This is a genomic window from Corynebacterium sp. ACRPO (assembly GCF_022347205.1).
In the GTDB taxonomy this organism is placed as follows: Bacteria; Actinomycetota; Actinomycetes; order Mycobacteriales; family Mycobacteriaceae; genus Corynebacterium.
This window is the reverse complement of the sequence record NZ_JAKRNE010000011.1, coordinates 1-18,012: the sequence shown is the minus strand read 5'-3', so window position 1 is coordinate 18,012 and position 18,012 is coordinate 1. Positions and strand designations below refer to the sequence as shown.

General features: G+C 59.3%; 15 protein-coding genes and 1 pseudogene. 11 read left to right on the top strand and 5 right to left on the bottom strand.

The features are described from left to right. Nucleotides 1-55 precede the first annotated feature (55 nt). The 7 genes from MHY22_RS08185 to MHY22_RS08155 all read left to right on the top strand — a co-directional run bounded on the left by MHY22_RS08185 (nucleotide 56) and on the right by MHY22_RS08155 (nucleotide 6,587). On the top strand, nucleotides 56-919 hold the full coding sequence (locus MHY22_RS08185) for a sulfurtransferase (RefSeq protein ID WP_150850515.1): 864 nt from the start codon (nucleotides 56-58) through the stop codon (nucleotides 917-919). A 155-nt stretch (nucleotides 920-1,074) separates the two neighbouring features. Continuing rightward, nucleotides 1,075-2,838, top strand: a complete 1,764-nt coding sequence (locus MHY22_RS08180) for an acetyl/propionyl/methylcrotonyl-CoA carboxylase subunit alpha (RefSeq protein WP_239278891.1) — start codon at nucleotides 1,075-1,077, stop codon at nucleotides 2,836-2,838. A 23-nt stretch (nucleotides 2,839-2,861) separates the two neighbouring features. Further along, nucleotides 2,862-3,305: a hypothetical protein gene (locus MHY22_RS08175; RefSeq protein ID WP_225745886.1), complete on the top strand. Its 444-nt coding sequence runs from the start codon at nucleotides 2,862-2,864 to the stop codon at nucleotides 3,303-3,305. A 42-nt stretch (nucleotides 3,306-3,347) separates the two neighbouring features. Then, nucleotides 3,348-3,929, top strand: coding sequence for an ATP-binding cassette domain-containing protein (locus tag MHY22_RS08170; RefSeq protein ID WP_239278890.1), 582 nt, complete (start codon nucleotides 3,348-3,350; stop codon nucleotides 3,927-3,929). Beyond that, nucleotides 3,926-4,948: an ABC transporter permease gene (locus MHY22_RS08165; RefSeq protein WP_239278889.1), complete on the top strand. Its 1,023-nt coding sequence runs from the start codon at nucleotides 3,926-3,928 to the stop codon at nucleotides 4,946-4,948. The genes MHY22_RS08170 and MHY22_RS08165 overlap by 4 nt, the downstream gene beginning before the upstream one ends. 140 nt (nucleotides 4,949-5,088) lie before the next feature. Continuing rightward, nucleotides 5,089-5,466, top strand: coding sequence for a GntR family transcriptional regulator (locus tag MHY22_RS08160; RefSeq protein ID WP_179387448.1), 378 nt, complete (start codon nucleotides 5,089-5,091; stop codon nucleotides 5,464-5,466). A gap of 14 nt (nucleotides 5,467-5,480) precedes the next feature. Next, the gene (locus tag MHY22_RS08155) at nucleotides 5,481-6,587 is read left to right on the top strand and encodes a DUF1648 domain-containing protein (protein ID WP_239278888.1); all 1,107 of its coding nucleotides are present in this window, start codon (nucleotides 5,481-5,483) and stop codon (nucleotides 6,585-6,587) included. A gap of 172 nt (nucleotides 6,588-6,759) precedes the next feature. Here MHY22_RS08155 and MHY22_RS08150 read toward each other — a convergent pair whose 3' ends face one another. Further along, nucleotides 6,760-10,191 (bottom strand): pyruvate carboxylase, encoded by a 3,432-nt coding sequence (locus MHY22_RS08150; protein WP_239278887.1) that lies wholly within the window; start codon nucleotides 10,189-10,191, stop codon nucleotides 6,760-6,762. 360 nt (nucleotides 10,192-10,551) lie between these two features. On the opposite strand from MHY22_RS08150, the gene MHY22_RS08145 reads away from it, so the two are divergent. The 3 genes from MHY22_RS08145 to MHY22_RS08135 are packed head-to-tail and all read left to right on the top strand — an operon-like array spanning nucleotide 10,552 to nucleotide 12,447. After that, nucleotides 10,552-10,920: a GntR family transcriptional regulator gene (locus tag MHY22_RS08145; protein WP_239278886.1), complete on the top strand. Its 369-nt coding sequence runs from the start codon at nucleotides 10,552-10,554 to the stop codon at nucleotides 10,918-10,920. After that, complete coding sequence (locus tag MHY22_RS08140) at nucleotides 10,907-11,761, top strand: ATP-binding cassette domain-containing protein (RefSeq protein ID WP_239278884.1); 855 nt, start codon at nucleotides 10,907-10,909, stop codon at nucleotides 11,759-11,761. Before MHY22_RS08145 ends, MHY22_RS08140 begins: the two co-directional genes overlap by 14 nt. A gap of 2 nt (nucleotides 11,762-11,763) precedes the next feature. Beyond that, the gene (locus tag MHY22_RS08135) at nucleotides 11,764-12,447 is read left to right on the top strand and encodes a transglycosylase (protein WP_239278883.1); all 684 of its coding nucleotides are present in this window, start codon (nucleotides 11,764-11,766) and stop codon (nucleotides 12,445-12,447) included. A 75-nt stretch (nucleotides 12,448-12,522) separates the two neighbouring features. On the opposite strand, the gene MHY22_RS08130 is transcribed toward MHY22_RS08135, so the two are convergent. The 3 genes from MHY22_RS08130 to prpD are packed head-to-tail and all read right to left on the bottom strand — an operon-like array spanning nucleotide 12,523 to nucleotide 16,138. Further along, nucleotides 12,523-13,680: a bifunctional 2-methylcitrate synthase/citrate synthase gene (locus MHY22_RS08130; RefSeq protein WP_239278882.1), complete on the bottom strand. Its 1,158-nt coding sequence runs from the start codon at nucleotides 13,678-13,680 to the stop codon at nucleotides 12,523-12,525. A gap of 14 nt (nucleotides 13,681-13,694) precedes the next feature. Further along, nucleotides 13,695-14,627: a methylisocitrate lyase gene (gene prpB / locus MHY22_RS08125; RefSeq protein ID WP_239278881.1), complete on the bottom strand. Its 933-nt coding sequence runs from the start codon at nucleotides 14,625-14,627 to the stop codon at nucleotides 13,695-13,697. Further along, the gene (gene prpD / locus MHY22_RS08120) at nucleotides 14,627-16,138 is read right to left on the bottom strand and encodes a 2-methylcitrate dehydratase PrpD (protein WP_239278880.1); all 1,512 of its coding nucleotides are present in this window, start codon (nucleotides 16,136-16,138) and stop codon (nucleotides 14,627-14,629) included. The genes prpB and prpD overlap by 1 nt, the downstream gene beginning before the upstream one ends. A gap of 166 nt (nucleotides 16,139-16,304) precedes the next feature. Here prpD and MHY22_RS08115 point away from each other — a divergent pair, with 166 nt between their 5' ends. Further along, on the top strand, nucleotides 16,305-17,618 hold the full coding sequence (locus tag MHY22_RS08115; RefSeq protein WP_239278879.1) for a short-chain fatty acyl-CoA regulator family protein: 1,314 nt from the start codon (nucleotides 16,305-16,307) through the stop codon (nucleotides 17,616-17,618). An 81-nt stretch (nucleotides 17,619-17,699) separates the two neighbouring features. Here MHY22_RS08115 and MHY22_RS08110 read toward each other — a convergent pair. Next, nucleotides 17,700-18,012, bottom strand: a pseudogene (locus tag MHY22_RS08110) (hypothetical protein); the annotation flags it as partial.

The window sequence follows — 18,012 nt, the reverse complement described above, 5'->3', positions numbered from 1 at the left end:
CGGGTTAAAGTGGTGGGAGCAAATTACTAACCCTTATAGGAAAGGCAGGCGGACAGTGGCTGACGTTGATCCCTATCCCCCATTTCAGGAATACGCACACCCCGAGCGCCTCGTGTCTGCACCGTGGCTGTCCGCACGCCTAGGCATCAAGGGCCTGCGCGTCATTGAGGTCGATGAAGACTCGCTCCTCTATGACATTGGCCATATCCCCACCGCCACCCGCATCAACTTCCGCACGGAGCTACTGAGCCCACTTACTCGCGATTTCATCGATGGCAAAGAGTTCACTGCCTTGATGCGGGACAAGGGCATCAATGCCGACGATACGATTGTCCTTTATGGCGATAAGTCCAACTGGTGGGCCGCCTACGCCCTGTGGGTATTTACCCTCTTTGGCCACAAGGATGTTCGCCTGCTCGATGGTGGCCGCAATGCCTGGATGGCCGAGGAACGCGATACTTCCTTCATGGTGCCGGACTTCCCCGAATCCGAATACCCCGAGGTAAGCCGCGATGATTCCGTCCTGCGTGCCTTCGTAGACCAGGTGCGAGAGTCCGAAGGAGCGCTCGTGGATACCCGCTCCCCAGAGGAGTTTGCGGGCGAGGCCACCGAGCACGATCCCAATGGCGATTCCGCCTACGGCACCACCATGCGCCACGGCCACATCCCCGGCGCCATCAACCTCGAATGGGACCGTTCCAACTATCCCAACTCCTGCTTCCGCTCGGCCGAGGAGCTCAAGGTTAATTACGGAATGCTGGAGCCTGAATCTGCAACGATTCTCTACTCCCACGTAGGCGCGCAGGCCGCGCACACCTGGTTTGTGTTGACGCATCTTTTGGGATTCACAAAGACGCAGGTCTACGATGGTTCGTGGTCTGAGTGGGGCAATATGGTGAAAATGCCGATTGAGCGTTAACTTTTCGGTTTCGCCACATAAACCCATATCCGGCATGGATGTGGGTTTATTTTTGTTCAGAAACATCCCCACTCGCGTGCGTGAAAATTAACTCATGCTTTCGTGTGCAAGAATAGATTGCGTATTCAACCTAATGTGTTCAGGAGGTTGCTGCCGTGGCAGTAGAAACCAAAAAGATCTCTAAGGTTCTCGTGGCGAACCGCGGTGAGATCGCCGTTCGCGTGATCCGCGCGGCCCGCGACGCTGGCATTGCCTCCGTCGCCGTCTACGCCGAGCCAGACGCCCAGGCACCTTTTGCCTCGCTTGCCGACGAAGCCTTTGCCCTCGGCGGCACCACTTCTGCCGAGTCCTACCTCGTCTTTGACAAGATTCTGGACGCCGCAGAAAAGTCCGGCGCCGATGCCATCCACCCCGGCTATGGCTTCTTGTCTGAAAACGCCGACTTTGCCCAGGCCGTCATCGACGCCGGCCTGACCTGGATCGGCCCCTCCCCCGAGTCCATCCGTGATTTGGGCGATAAGGTCACCGCACGGCACATCGCCGAGCGCGCCGAAGCCCCCATGGCCCCAGGCACCAAGGATCCGGTAGCCGGCGCCGATGAGGTGCAGTCCTTCGCCATGGAATATGGCCTGCCTGTGGCCATCAAGGCTGCCTTTGGCGGCGGCGGCCGCGGCATGAAGGTGGCGTACTCCGCAGAGGAAATCCCGGAGCTCTTTGAATCCGCTACCCGTGAGGCAACCTCCGCCTTTGGTCGCGGCGAGTGCTTCGTAGAGCGCTACCTGGATCGGGCGCGCCACGTCGAGGCCCAGGTACTGGCGGATAAGCACGGCAACGTAGTGGTCGTCGGCACGCGCGATTGCTCCTTGCAGCGCCGCTTCCAAAAGCTGGTGGAGGAGGCCCCAGCTCCTTTCCTCACCGATGAGCAGCGCGCCTCCATCCACGAATCCGCCAAGCGCATCTGCCGCGAGGCCGGCTACTACGGCGCCGGCACCGTGGAATACCTGGTGGGCGCCGATGGCCTCATTTCCTTCCTAGAGGTCAATACCCGCCTGCAGGTGGAGCACCCAGTTTCCGAGGAAACCACCGGCCTCGATCTCGTACGCGAGCAGTTCCGTATTGCTGAGGGCCACGAGCTCTCGTTGAAGGAAGACCCCACCCCGCGTGGCCATGCCTTCGAGTTCCGCATCAACGGCGAGGATGCCGCGGCAAACTTCATGCCGGCCCCTGGCACCATCGTGAAGTACTCCGAGCCAGCGGGTCCGGGCGTGCGCGTTGATTCCGGCGTCGTCCAGGGCTCCGTCATTGGCGGCCAATTCGATTCCATGCTGGCCAAGCTCATCGTCTGGGGCCCAGACCGCGAGACCGCGCTGCGCCGCTCCGCCCGCGCCCTGTCCGAGTACACGGTGGAGGGCCTGCCCACCGTCATCCCGTTTGACCAGGCTGTCGTTGCTGACCCCGCCTTCGCTGCAGAAGACGGCAACTTCGGCGTCTACACCAAGTGGATCGAAGAGGAATGGGATAACCAGCTGCCCGCCCACGATGAGTCCACCGATGCCGAAGCCGCCGAGGCAGAGCCTTCCCAGGTGCACACCGTGGAAATCGACGGCCGCCGCATCGAGGTTGCCCTCCCCGCCTCCTTCGGCGCCAACGGCACCCCACGCAAAAAGAAGAAGCGTAAGGGCTCTGGTGCCAAGGCCGCCGTATCCGGCGATGCCGTGACCTCCCCAATGCAAGGCACGGTCATCAAGGTCAACGTCGAAGAAGGCCAAGAGGTCACCGAGGGCGAGGTTCTCCTCGTGCTCGAGGCCATGAAGATGGAAAACCCCGTCAAGGCACATAAGGCCGGAACCGTAACCGGTCTTGCCGTGGAAGCAGGCGCTTCTACCACTAAGGGCAGCGTACTGCTGGAAATCAAGTAGCCTGCCCCGCTAGCCTTGGAAGAATGACTGATTCTTCCCTCGGCGTGCGCTTGGCCAAGGAAGAGGACCGCGATTATCTTGCGGGCCTCTTCCCTTCTTCTATCGCGGACTGGTCCCCCATTGTGGACGGCGGGGTCATCGCCCTGCCCATGGCCGCCAACGAGGACCCTACCGTGGCTCCCCGCGGCGCCGCGCTCCTGCGCTACTACCCCGCCGCCGACAAAGGCCCAGCTTTCTTGGGCGATCCCTCGGCGCACCCGCTTGACGACGCCACCTGGCTCACCCCCTTCGATCCCGAAGACATTCCCGAGCTCATCGTCTCCAGCGATGACCCCGCCGCCCGCGAATTGCTTATTGCCAACGCCATCGACCTCGCGGCCGAGCAGACTGCCCCCGGCATCTCTTCTGCCACGGCCCTGCCCGGATTCGAGGAACTCGCACCCGGCAAGTTCTTCCGCCGCTTCTAGCTCGCCCCTAGGTCCGTCCGCCCTCCTGCTAACCTAGCTACGATGCTGAAAATAGATGCAACTTACGGACATTCCACCGCTTTGGGGCACCTGAATCGCACCTTCGACGCCGGGCGCGTATACGGCTTGAAGGGTCCCAATGGTGCGGGTAAATCTACGCTGCTGCAGACCTTGAGCGGCGAAATTGCCCCACTGAAAGGCACCGTCTCCATCGACGGTGCCGCACCCGGCAGCGCTGAGGCCGCCGGATCCGTCATCGCAGTCGCGGACCCGGTCTTCTTGCCCGACCTCACCGTCGGCGAGCACTTCACCCTGCTTTCGCGCCGCTCCGGCGTAGACTTTGCCGAGGTCCATGAGCTCTGGGCCATCGACGACGACATCCTAAACTCCGCGGTCAGCGACCTTTCTTCGGGCCAGCGTCAGCGCGTCTACCTCGCCGCCCAGCTCTATCAGCCGGCCAAGGCCCTGCTTATCGACGAACCCGAGCGCCACCTTGACCACACCTGGACCGCCTTCTTGGCCGAGGAGCTGCGCCACCTCGCCGACGAGGGCCGTTGTGTAGTGCTGGCCTCCCACTCCCCGGCCATCTTCGATGCCTGTGATGAAGTGGTGGAGATTTCATGAAGCTTTTATCCCACGCCTCTTCAGCTATCTATTACGCCTTCATCGCGGCGCTCATCGCGAGCGTCAGTGTCTACGCTTGGCAGAATGCCGCCGAGGTTTTACCCTCGCTCGCGCAGCGCACCGCCGCGTCCCTGCCCGCCACCGCGACCATCGGCGCTGCGTTCGGCTCCCTCGCCCTCATCGTTCTCCTCGAGGCGCTCTATCCGCTGCGCAGCCTTTCCCTGAGCCGGTGGGTCTATGTGGATAGGCCGCGGGGGCGTATGCGGGGCGTCGATAAGCTGTCCATTGCCCAGCTCGCCGGCGTGAGCCTCCTCGGCCTAGCCCTGTGCACGTCGCTGCACCTTCCGCTCTATGCGGCGATGGCCCTCCCCTTGCTGCGCCTAGCGCTCGGCTGGCGTTCTTTCAACCTCGCCTCGCTTCTTCGCGCGGGCCGCACCCGTGCCGTCGGCTCGTCCTCCTTTGGGCTTTTGGATTCTGAGGTTTCTGCCGATGCCATCGCCTCCCAATCGGCCCGCCTGCGCCCCAGCTCGCGCGCCACAGCGTCGCCCAGCCATCTCTTTATCCGGCGCCTGTACCGCCGCTGGTACATCCCGCTCGGCGCGGTCGCCGTGGTGGGCCTAACCCTAGGACTAGCACCACAGCTTGGCAGCCTTGCGCTCATTGGATTCTCTGGCGCATGGACCATCGTCGGCGCCGCCACCGGCCGCGCCGCATCCTTCGGCCGCATCATCGACGGAGCCTGGCCCGACTGGGGACTTCCCCTGACCGCGACAGCCGGTGCCGCCGTTCTCGGTACCGCCTTCATCGCCGCCGTGTGGAAGCTGCCTGTACTCGTACTCGCCGCGTGCTGTTTAGGACTTACCTACGCCGCTTTTAAGCGCTCCCGCCCAGCGCGCGTAACCACGATGAATATCATCGACACCGGTGGCTTCGGCGCTTCATTCTCCCCCGAAGTCTTCGGTTACTTCCTGCGCGGTGGCTACGGCATTGCGGCCATAGCTGTGGCCCTCTTCATCTAGTCACCCTGCACTTTCCCCAGGTACGTCACTGCATTACATGCACATACCTGGGGATTTCTTTTTGACATTATTCTGTATTACTTCACATAACACAGTTTGTGTTACTATAAGTAATACAGAACAAAGATAGGAGGTGACAGATGTTTATTAACCTCAACCCCGATTCGGATGTCCCTGTCTTCCAACAAATCCACGATGAATTAGTACTGGCCATAGCTCGCGGCCAGCTCTCTGATGGCGACAAGCTAGACCCCGTCCGCCGCGTCGCCAAAGACATAGGCATCAACCCGGCCACCGTGAAGAAGGCGTACGACCTCTTGGTTTCTGACGGCCTCGTAGAAACCGCCGGCCGCTCCGGCTCCATCGTCAGACCCGGCGCTCACACCGAGGCTCAAGAAAGACAACTAGCTGAGCAATTAGGCCGCGTAGTCGCGCTCGCTCGTGCCCAAGGCTTTAGCCCAGATGAGCTCCACACCCACCTCAGCTCCACTCTTAAACACTTGGAAGTATCGTCATGATTTTCGCCCTCTTAATGGCCGTCACAACTCTCGCTATTACCTGGATTATGGCCCAAACGCCCTCCCTTGCCTCGCCCGGCACACCGCTCGGTGTGCGCGTGCCAAAGGCCTACCTTTCCGATAGTGCAGTTACCTCCGCCCTTGCTGGATACAAGGTCCGTACTTGGGGCTCCGGCATCGCGGCAACAATTCTGTCCCTCTTTGCCTGGAAATTGCCACTACTCGCCGCCGTACCGTCCCTCTTGGTGACGCTCGGCGGCTTGTGGGCTTACATCTCTCAACGCCGCCGCATCATCGCGGCGAAAAAGGCCGGCGATTGGTTCGACGAGGTCGAAACCACCATCGCTGCTCGTGTTTCCACCAACGCCTATGGCACACCCGAATTCGAAGGCATCCCCACGCCGACTTTTCCGTGGGTAACAATGCTCGCCTCCCTATTGTGCATCGCGGCCGGTGCCATCATCGTCGCTTCCCACTGGTCGGATATTCCTGACCCCGTTCCAGTGCACTGGAATTCTTCCATGGAGGCGGATAATTGGAGCGAAAAGAATATCGGCAGCGTATTTTCTATCTCCTTCATCGCCTTAGGAATGCTCTTGCTTTTCGCCATCATCTGCTCTTTTATCGCACATAGTGAGGTATCCCCACGTTCAGAACGCAGCATTAAAGCTCGACTGCGCAATGAAGCCAACCTCGCCTTCACAAACACCGGAATGGGAGTTCTCACCCTGCTCGTGTGTGCCGGCATGGCCTTCCTGCAAGTAACCGGCCCTGTACCGCAATTTCAGCGGTTTAACGGCGCCGCCGTTATCACGATGTTGGTTCTTACCATCGGTGGCAGCATCGGACTGGTTGCATTTCTTCTCTCCAAACAATCTCAATTATCCGAGCAACTGCGTGGAATCCGCTTTCCCGATGAAGACAAAGAATCACCGGACAATGACCATCTCTATAAATGGGGCGTGATGTACTACAACCCAGAGGATCCGGCGGTACTAGTGGATAAGCGCTTCGGCACCGGCGTGTCGTTTAACTTCGCCCGCTGGCAGGCCAAGGCATTCCTCGCCATCACACTTCTGGTTCTAGTCGGCTCAATAGCGCTGCCTTCCCTACTAGGCTGAAAATTTTAGCACTCCACACTGAATCACGATTTTTGTCCATATAAACCGCCGATTTCGTCGACGGTTTTGGTGGTTTATATGGACGAAAATCGCGAAAAGCCACCCGCAGATAGCACAGCGCCCCGCTTCCTAGAGGATTGAGCGAAGGAAGCGGGGCGCTGGCGTGCGTCAGTTAGTTGATTACGGCAATCAGGTCGCCGCCTTCAACCTTGGTGGCCTGGCCGATGGCCACGCGCTCGACCACACCATCCTTAGTAGCGGAGATGGAAGCTTCCATCTTCATCGCCTCGATGACCGCGATCTGGTCGCCGGCCTTAACCTCGTCGCCAGGCTTGGCGGTCGGGTTGACCACACCAGCAAATGGTGCGGCGACGTGGCCCTCGTTGGAGGGGTCGGCCTTTTCTACGGTAGCGACCGTGGATTCGGCGTTCTCATCGCGGACCTTCATCGGGCGGATCTGGCCGTTGACGTTGAGAACCACGTTACGCATGCCCTTTTCGTCCGGCTCACCCACGGCGTCGAGACGCACTACGACCTGCTTGAGGTCAGCGCGATCGGTGGAGTCCTCTGGGAAGTAGTGGACGACCTTTTCTTCGCCTTCGGTAAGACCATAGAAGAAGGTGGTATCCGTCAGTGCCTCGGTGTTGCCGTACTTGCGGCGGAACTCGTTGAATTCCTCGAACTGCTTCGGGAATAGCAGGCGATTCAGGCTGGCACGGCGTTCATCCGAGTTATCGGATTCCAGATGCGGTTGCTCTTCCGCAGGAACCTCGCTCACCTTGGCGCCGGTTTCCTCGCGGCCATCGAGCACCTTATCGCGCAGCTCCGGCCAACCGCCTGGAGGGGTACCGAGCTGGCCGCGGAGGAACTGGTTGACCGAGTCCGGAATATCGAACTTGGTCGGGTTGGCAGCGAAGTCCGCAGGGTCTACACCTGCACCGACAAGGTGAAGGGCGAGGTCGCCCACAACCTTGGAGGATGGGGTGACCTTGGTCGGGCGGCCCAGCATCTCGTTGACTGCTGCGTAGGTGTCCTCGATGACCTCGAAGCGGTCCGCCAAGCCAAGGGCAACGGCTTGGGCACGCAGGTTGGACAGCTGGCCGCCCGGAATTTCGTGCTTATACACGCGACCGGTCGGGCCAGGGATACCGTTCTCAAACGGGGCGTAGAGCTGGCGGACGGCCTCCCAATACGGCTCGAGATCGGAAACCGCCTGCAGGTCGATGCCGGTATCGCGCTTGGACTGGGAGAAAGCCGCAATAAGCGCCGACAGCGATGGCTGCGAGGTGGTTCCTGCCAGCGGCGCGGAGGCACCGTCGACAATATCGGCACCGGACAATGCGGCCGCATAGTAAGTAGCCATCTGGCCACCGGCGGTATCGTGCGTGTGCACGTGGACCGGCAAATCGAATTCCTTGCGCAGCGCCATGACCAGCTTGGAGGCGGCCTCTGGGCGGAGCAGACCGGCCATATCCTTGATGGCAAGGATATGGGCTCCGGACTCTACAATCTGCTCGGCCAGCTTGAGGTAGTAATCCAGCGTGTACAGGTTCTCCTTCGGCGACGAAAGGTCACCGGAGTACGCCATGGCCACCTCAGCAACGGTGGTATTGGTCTCGAGGACGGCATCGATGGCGGGGCGCATCTGGGAGACGTCGTTAAGAGCATCGAAGATGCGGAAGACGTCCACGCCGGACTTTGCTGCTTCCTGGACAAAGCCGCGGCAGACCGAATCCGGGTACGGGGTATAGCCCACGGTATTGCGACCGCGCAGGAGCATCTGGATGTTCTGGTTCGGCATAGCCTCGCGCAGCATGTCCAGGCGGACCCATGGGTCCTCGTGGAGGAAGCGCATGGCGACGTCATAAGTTGCACCACCCCATGCCTCGACCGAGAACAGGTTCGGGGTCATGCGGGCTACGGCTTCGGCTGCAGAAACCAGGGCGGTACTACGCACGCGGGTAGCCAGCAGGGACTGGTGGGCGTCGCGGAAGGTGGTATCCGTAACCATCAGCGCATTCTGCTGACGGATCTTCTCCGCCCACTTTTGCGGACCAAACTCGAGCAGATCATCACGGGAACCGCGCGGCAGCGGCTCGGAAAGGTCCAGCTCGGGAAGCTTATCAAACGGACGCAGAGCCGTCGGACGCTTACCGTTGGGCTTATTAACGGTGGTCTCCGCGATGTACTCGAGGATTCGACCAGACTCATCGACTGCCGGCGGAGCCTTGAGCAGATGCGGGTGTGCATTGATGAATCCGGTGTCCACGCGGGTCTGGGTGAAGTCCGGCTCGCGCAGCAGGGCGCGCAGGAAGCCGATATTGGTGGCCACGCCGGAGACGGTGAACTCGTTGAGCGCACGCTGGGCGCGCTGCACGGCCTGCTCGAAAGTGACGCCGCGGCAGGTCATCTTCACCAGCAGGGAGTCGAAGTTCGGCGATACTTCTGCGCCCACGGAGGTTGCACCATCCAAGCGCACGCCAGCGCCGCCCGGCGAACGATACGCAGTCAGCGTGCCGGTATCCGGACGGAAACCGTTATTAGGGTCCTCGGTGGTAATGCGGCACTGCAGAGCAGACCCGGTGATGGAAATCTTGTCCTGAGCGAGGTGAATATCTTCCAGCGAAGCGCCGGCCGCGATATTCATCTGGGCCTTGACGATATCTACGCCGGTAATTTCCTCGGTCACGGTGTGCTCCACCTGCACACGCGGGTTCATCTCAATGAAGACGTGATTGCCGCGCTCATCGACGAGGAATTCCACGGTGCCCGCGCCCTCGTAATTGATGTGCTCACAGAACTTCACCGCATCCTGGCAGATGCGGTCACGCAGCTCGGAATCCAGCGACGGCGCCGGCGCAATCTCTACCACCTTCTGGTGGCGGCGCTGCACCGAGCAGTCACGCTCGAAGAGGTGCACCACATTGCCCTGGCTATCAGCCAGAATCTGCACCTCGATGTGCTGCGGTTTGATGACCGCGGTCTCTAGGTACACGCTGCCGTCACCGAACGCCGCCTCCGCCTCGCGCGAAGCCTCGGCCGCCTTTTCGCGCAGCTGATCCTCAGATTCCACGAAGCGCATGCCGCGCCCGCCGCCACCGGCGACAGCCTTAACGAAGACAGGGAAGTTAAAGTCCTTGGAGTATTCGACCAGCTTATCGACGTCCGTCGATGGCTCCGAGTCCTGCAACGTCGGCAGCCCGGCTTCCTTTGCCGCACTAACTGCAGCAGCCTTATCACCGGTGAGGTCCAACGTGCTTGGGGTCGGACCAATGAACTTAATGCCATTGTCCTCACACGCACGGGCTAAATCTGCGCGCTCCGAAAGGAATCCGTAGCCGGGGTAAATGGCATCCGCTTCGGCCTTCTTGGCGGCGCGGATAATCTCATCAATGTCCAAGTATGCCTTGACCGGCTGCCCCTCGGCGCCGATGCGCACGGCCTCATCCGCGAAGGCGCGGTGGAAGGAGTTGCGGTCTTCGCGAGGATAGACCGCGACGGTCTTTGCCCCGGTCTCAAAGGCAGCGCGGAATGCACGCACGGCGATTTCGCCACGGTTGGCTACCAGAATCTTTTTGAACGATGGAAGCGCGGGATTAGCCACTTCTGTGTTCCTTTCAACTCGGAAGGTACTGCGATACAGCACCTCCTCTTGGGTGATCCGTATCTCAGTTTAGAGATCGAAACCTTCCTTGTCTGCCCATTTTCAAGCGGAGTTTGCCACACTATCCAGCGCTTAAACCGTTGAACGGGTGGTTTCTGCAGTCCGACCAGTAATAACAGGGTTAGCTATTCTGTAAATCTTGCAAATTTTTACCTCAACAAAATATGCAGCGGGGACACCTGTGCACCCAAGTAAACCGTTGTTGACCAAACGCCTCCCCGGCTATATGGTTACCCACATAGGTGGTAAACCCATACACCAGGGAAGGAATCACATGTCGCATGCACGAGAGGCCGCACTATGAGCGATACTCGGCCTATTTATCAACAGCTGGCAGGAGGAATCAGGGACATGATTATTTCCGGCGAACTCCCAGAGGGAGAACGCGCCCCCAGCACCAATGAGCTTTCGGCTTTCCACTCCGTCAACCCCACTACCTCTGCAAAGGCACTGACCGTCCTCTTTGAGGAAGGGCTGCTAGAAAAACGTCGCGGCTTGGGCATGTTTGTGCGCGAAGGCGCGCGCGACAAGGTCCGCCACCAACGCCAAGAAGCCCTGAGAGAAGACTTCATCCTTCCTCTTCTCAAAGAAGGAGCCGCGCTGGGCTTAAGCGCCAGCGACATCGCCGACCTCATCGAAGCCGAAGGAGACCATCATGACGCACCTTAAGTTGCAGAACGTTACCTGCAAGCACCGCCTGCATGTGCCGCACCTCGATCTCACCGCCGGTATGTACGGGCTGATCGGCCCCAATGGCGCCGGCAAGACCACGCTCCTCCGCACAGTGGCCGGCTTCCTGCCCGCCAAGGGCAGCATCGATACCTCGCAGGTGGCGATAGCGCGCACCGGCGCCGATATCTTGCTTTCCGGTTCCACCGTGCGCCAGCACCTGCGCGCCGCAGAGCACGTACGTGAGGGATTCGACGTGGGGTATGCGGAGGAACTGTTGGATAAGATGGGCGTCGATAAGCGCAGCAAGAACCGCTCTTTAAGCACCGGCCAGCGCCAACTGGTTGCCTGTGCCACTGCCCTGGCGGCGCGCACACCGGTCACCCTCCTCGATGAGCCCTTCAATGGCTTGGATGCGCCGACGCGCACGCGCCTGCGTGAGCTCATCATCGCCCATGCCGCGGCCACCCCGGATTGGCTACTCGTGCTCTCTTCGCACCGGGCGGAAGATCTCGTGGGTTTAATTGACCAGGTCATTACCGTGCACGACGGCACAGTCAATAAGCCCACCGATCTTGAATCCCAACGGCCGCACTACCCAGTGCTCACGGGCAGCACCAAAGACGTCGAGCAAGCACTCGCGCTTGCCGACGCCCTCCCACTCCACCAATCCTCGCTTGGCTCGACCACCAAAGTTAATGCTTGGTCCCCGGTGCCGTTTCCGGACGATACCGTGGACGCCACCCAAATCACCGTCTCCTACCTTGACGACGGCCAGCTCATTGATTCCCTTGTTTCCCGCGCCCATGAATCCACCCGCACCTCACAAGAGGAGTCCTAGCCATGAAACTGCTTAAGACCTTTAATCTCAACGCCACAAAGACCTTTATCGCCGTTTGCATTATCGTCGCATTGCTGTGGAGCGTGCCTTATTTCCTGCCCACCGACCCAACAACGATTAGCGCTAACCCTGCTGGCTGGGGAATTCTCGCCGTATTCATTTGGGGCCTCTACTGCGCCTTCACCGCAACTGAATACCGGGCCCTTCGTGGACTGGGAATGCGCCCACAGCAGTGGCTGATGAGCATGCACGCGACCCTATGGCTAGCCGCGTTCGTATTCGGCGCCATTGCTTGGCTGACATTTTATGTCGCGCTACGCGCTGGCGTAGACATGTACTCGTCGTGGGTTATCTCTCCTGGCAGTTCCGGTCTCAGGCCTCTCTTCGCTCGAGTCGCGACCTTGGGAAGCTTTATTTGTGGCCACCTACTTACCGGATACATCGGCACTTTCATCGGCTTAGTGGTCAGTAGCGCCAAACAACGTTCTCTGTTCACCCGGTTCTTGCTTATTGTTGGCATCCTTGTCGGCTTCTATGCAGCAGCACTCCTGCTGGCAATTCTTATTGATAGCCTAGGGACTGTCCACATCGGCGCCCCTTGGCCAGGTTTATTCTTCTTCTCGGCTTTGACTGTCATCGTTTTCTCACTGGTGATGCATCAGTTAGCGCGGCGAGTCCAGCCTTAGACTATCCGTGGAAAACGGCTACTCCCCCACCCCGAGAATGAAAATTGTCTCTGGAGGAGGGGGAGCTTGTGAGTTTTAGAAGGACTTCGGCGGAACCGAACGCTGCTCCTCGCCGTTATAAGCGGATAGCGGGCGGATAAGCGAGTTATTCTCGTTCTGCTCTACGATGTGCGCAGTCCAACCGGTAATGCGGGCCATCACAAAGATTGGCGTGAAGAATTCAATGTCGAAACCCAAGATGTGATAGGCAGGGCCAGCGGGAAAATCGAGGTTAGGCTTGATCTTGATCGAGGTATTTTCCTCCATCGTCTTGGCCATGATGTCGTACATCTCAATCCATTGGGTCTGGTCATGTTGTTCGGCCAGCTCCTTAAAGGCGGCCTCCATGGTGGGAACTCGGGAGTCGCCGTTTTTGTAGACGCGGTGACCAAATCCCATGACCAATTCCTTGTTCGCCAGCTTCTTTTTGGTCCACTCTTCTGCCTTGGCAGGATCGGCAATCTCCAGGAAGTTTTTCATCACGGCCTCGTTGGCACCGCCATGCAGAGGCCCCTTGAGCGCGCCGATGGCCGCGACGATGGCGGAATAAGTATCGGACATGGTGGAGGTCACCACGCGGGCAGCGAAGGTGGAGGCGTTAAATGAGTGCTCGGCGTAGAGAATGAGGGACTTATCAAAGGCCTCGATATCGGCGCGGTTGGTAGCTGGGGAGCCTTCCTCATCACCGAAGACCATCCACAGGAAGTTCTCCGCAAAGCCCTTCTTGCGAGAAGGTTGGATGTAGCCCTCGCCGCGGCGGCGTCGGATATCGAGAGCAATGATCGTGGGAATCTTGGCCATTAGCTCAAGCGCGGTGCGACGGATATGTTCAGAGTCTTTGGTGTATTCCTCTGGGTCTTGGGAACCGATATAGGAAATGGCGGTACGCAGGACGTCCATTGGGTGGCACGACAGCGGCATGGACATAATGAGGTCAATGACATGGCGCTCCAAGTGGCGCAGGGCTTTCTCGCGGGCAGAGAAACGGATGAGGGATTCCTGCCCCGGTAGCTTGCCGTTCCACAGCAGATAAGCCACTTCCTCGAAGGAGCAATAGCGGGCAAGCTCTTGGACGGGATAGCCGCGGTAGGTCAGCGAGTTGGTCTCAGGGACGACCTTGGACACGGCAGTCTCATCGACGACGACGCCATACAGGCCCTTGCGGATTTCGGGGGTCTGGTTCTTATCGGACATGGTGGGAATTCTCCTTAGCTTTCGAAGGTTGGTCGGTAGGTGTCTTTGGAATAGGTGAAAACGGATTGGTCGAAGTCGTTGTATTCCTCGTAGCGCACCAGCTCATAAAGGCGGGAACGGTGTTGCATGCGCTCGAGCCAGTCAGTTTGTAAGCCGGTTTCATGCATATCCCGCAGGAAATCCTCGGTGGCGCCCATAGCCACGCGGAAGGTGGAGACAGGCCAGATGACTGCGTTATAGCCGAGGTCTTCTAGCTGTTGCGCCGAAAGCAACTCGGTCTTGCCGAATTCGGTCATATTTGCCAGCAACGGGGTGTCGACAGCGGCGCGGAATTTTTCAAAGTCTGCTGGCTGATACAACGCCTCAGTGAAGATAAGGTCCGCACCAGCATCGGCGTAAGCCTTTGCACGGTCGATGGCGTCATCGATGCCATTGACTCCTGCGGCATCGGTGCGGGCACAAACAATGAAGTTCGGGTCGCGCCGCTCGTTGACCGCGGCACTAATACGGCGGAGCATAATATCTGTGTCCACCACTTCTTTGCCATCGAGGTGGCCGCAGCGCTTCGGGTTGACCTGGTCTTCAAGGTGGCATCCGGCTAGGCCTGCGTCTTCGAGTGCGGCTATGGTGCGGGCGGCGGACATGGGTTCGCCGAAGCCAGTGTCGGCGTCGACAAGCACGGGCAGGTCCGTCGCGCGGGCAATCTGGCCCGAACGCTGCGCCACCTCAGTCAAGGTGGTCAGGCCAATATCGGGAAGGCCCAAATCATTGGCCAGCACCGCGCCGGAGACATAAACTCCGCCGAAACCACCGATATCCTGAATTAGGCGCGCGGTCAGGGGATTGAACGCGCCCGGCAATCGGGTAATGGTGCCAGATTCAAGGTCGGCGCGGAATTGCTGGCGCTTTTCCGCGGGAGTTTTCATAGAGCCAAATAGTCCAGCCATTAGAAGAGTCCTTCCGGTTTCTGGGGTGCGGCGGCGAGGTGAGCATCGGTCACCCGCACGTTTATCTCGGTAAGGTCAGTGAGATTTTCCAAGTTTTGGACGGCGTTGAGGAAGCGCTCTTGTTCGGCTTCATCCACGATGCCGTTTGCGAGTTTTCTGAACTTCTCTATGTATTGCTCGCGTGCAAAGGGTCGGGCACCAAGCGGGTGGGCGTCAGCAACGGCGCGCTCATCTTCTACCACCGTGCCGTCTTTGAAAGTGATCACAGCCTTGCCGCCAAAGGCCTTTTCAGAAAGGTCGTTGGAGTGATAACGGCGGGTCCACTCGGGGTCCTCGACGGTGGAAATCTTGTGCCAAAGTTCGATGGTCTCCGGGCGGTTGGCACGCTCGGGAGCATAAGAAGCCTCGTGGTCCCACTCGCCGTCCTCAAGGGCGACGGCAAAGATGTACATGATGGAATGATCCAGCGTCTCCCGGGAAGCAGAGGGATCCATCTTTTGCGGATCATTGGCACCGGTACCGATGACATAGTGCGTGTGGTGCGAGGTATGCAGAACGATGGACTCGATATCCGCTGTCCTCAGTCCCCTTTCTGCCAGGGTTTTCTTCAATGCAAAGGCCATATCAATGGGCGCTTGGGCCTGGTATTCGGCCGAGTGTTCCTTGGTGTAGGTATCCAAGATGGCTCGTTTTGGCTCGCCGTCCTCCGGCAGCGGGACGGAGTAAGTGCGCTCCGGCGAGTGCAGCATCCACGCGATGAACCCATCCTCGCCTTCCCAGATGGGCGCCGGTGCGCCCTCGCCACGCATCGCCCGGTCGACGGCCTCAATGGCCATTTTTCCCGCGAAGGCTGGGGCATAGGCCTTCCAGGAAGAAATCAGTCCCTTGCGGGATTGGCGGGTGGCGGTCGTGGTGTGCAACGCCTGACCCACCGCCTGGTAGATCGTGTCCCTATCCAAACCGAGCATGGTACCGATGCCGGCGGCCACGGAGGGCCCGAGGTGCGCTACATGGTCAATCTTGTGCTCGTGCAGGCAAATTCCCTTAACGAGGTTGACCTGGATTTCATAGCCGGTAGCGATGCCGCGGATAAGATCACGGCCGCTAAGGCCCTTGTGCTGCGCGGTAGCAAGAAGCGGCGGAATATTGTCCCCTGGGTGCGAGTATTCAGCGGCGAGGAAGGTGTCGTGATAGTCCAGCTCACGGACCGCTGTGCCGTTGGCTAGGGCGGCCCATTCGGCCGAGTAGGCTCCATCCACACCAAATACAGTGGAACCTCCCTCGCTTACCGGGTGTGCCTGCGCCATGGTGCGGGCGGAGGTTACAGGCCCCCGTGCCACGGAGGCCATAGCCACAGCTGCGTTGTCGATAATGCGGTTAATAATCATGTCGGTGGTCTCAGCTGGGACCTCTACGGGGTCCGCGGCCACTTCTGCCACCTTGTATGCCAAGTGTTCCTCATAGGGAAATTCCTCGGCGGATTTATGGGTGCGTACCTCGTGCTTCTTCACTAGATGGGTCCTCCTTCACTCTGCGGTGCGTCTCACATCACACTAAATGCTTGAATGTGCTCTGCGCTATAAGTAGGGTGTGTGTAATCTAGCGGAACGATTCAGTGGAATCTGCAAACCTTGTGGTTTCTTCTGTTCACGGCGGCGAAAGGTGGCCGAACTAGCGATGACCAAGCATTATGCGGGGGCACGAATCCATGCACTGCGCAAGCAGCGGGGGCTAACACAGGTAGCGATGGCCAAACAGTTGGGACTATCAACCAGCTACCTCAACCAGCTCGAAAACGATCAACGCCCGCTTACCGTCACCGTGCTCATGCAGCTGACCCAGCGCTTCAATGTGGATCCCGGATATTTCGCAGACGACCGCGATACGCGCACCATCACCGACCTGCGCCGCATCTTTCCCGACGCCGCCGAAGAGTCCTTGGCCGACCTAGCCTCGCGCTTTCCGGAGCTCATGCCCCGCTTCGTCGACGTCGCCACCCGCGCCCCAGCGCGGGAGCGCTCCCCTTTTGAGCTTGTCCGTGATTTTTTCTACGACGCCCATAACTACATCCATGAGCTCGATGTCCTAGCTGAAGAGCTCGCCGGCCAGCTCGGTGACCGGGTGCTACGCCGCGGCCGTTTAGCGTCCCGCATGCACGAGGACCTCGGCGTTACCGTCCGCTTTTCCCGGCCGGGGCCACGCCGCGACTTCGATCCAGACACCCGGGAGCTTGCGCTTCGTGACGGCCTTTCCGAAGCCCAATTGGTCTTTGAAATGGCGCTCCAATACTGCCTGCTCGCCTACCGCGATGTCTGCGATAACCTCGTCTCCGAGCTTCCTGCCGGCGAGGCGCAAGAACTAGCTACCTTAGGGCTTGCACAGTACTTCGCGGCCGCGGTCACCATGCCCTATCAACCGTTCCTGTCGATGGCTGAGAAGACCCGCTACGATATCGACCTTTTGTGCAACTACTTTGGCACCGGTTTCGAAACCACCGCACAACGCCTGGCCACCCTCCAGCGCCCAGGCCTTACCGGCGTGCCCTTTTCCTTCATCCGCACCGACCGCGCTGGGAATATCTCCAAGCGCCAATCCTCCACCGCCTTCCACTTCGCCCGCTCGGGCGGGTCATGCCCATTATGGATAGTCCACCGCGCCTTTGAGACGCCCAATCGCATCACCCGCCAGGTAGCCGCCATGCCAGACGGTCACGCCTACCTGTGGATAGGTCGCTTTGTGCAAGGAACCGCACAATCTTGGGGAACCCCTCGCAAAGAGTTCGCCGTGGGCTTAGGCTGCGATATCTCTGAGGCCGACCGCATTGTCTACGCCGATGCGCTTAATTTAGACGTATCCGCCGCCACCCCTATCGGCCCTGGTTGTACCGCTTGCCCGCGCGAGCATTGCCCCCAGCGCGCTCTTCCTCAAGCGGATCGCGCCATCCAGGTTTCACTCAATCGCACCGCCGAGCATTCTTACTCCACCTTTTAACACCCAGATAAGCGCAGTTCACCTTGTGGTGGGTGAAGTCTTAGTTAGCAGTAAAAAGATCGGCGCTTTCGCGAGGTTCCTTTACTCCGCAAGATTTCCTCGAGTCTTCAAATTTTCAATGAAGTCAGCATTCAGCCAAAAATCATCACTGTTCTTGGCTTGTTGGCTGTACTCGAGTAATTCTTCCAACGTATGGAGATAGACCTCGTGTTTTTCAAGAGTCGGCCAAGTAATTTTATCAGGAGTCGTGAAGTCGATTTGTCCGATTGGATAGAGCGTGTCAAGTTGTTTGTGTGTGGGGTTAGGTTTATAGGTATTTGTCGAAGCGGTCGGGGTAGGCCACGGCCATTTGGTTGATGGCTTGTTTCCAGCCGGAAACTCGGGCTCCTTCCAT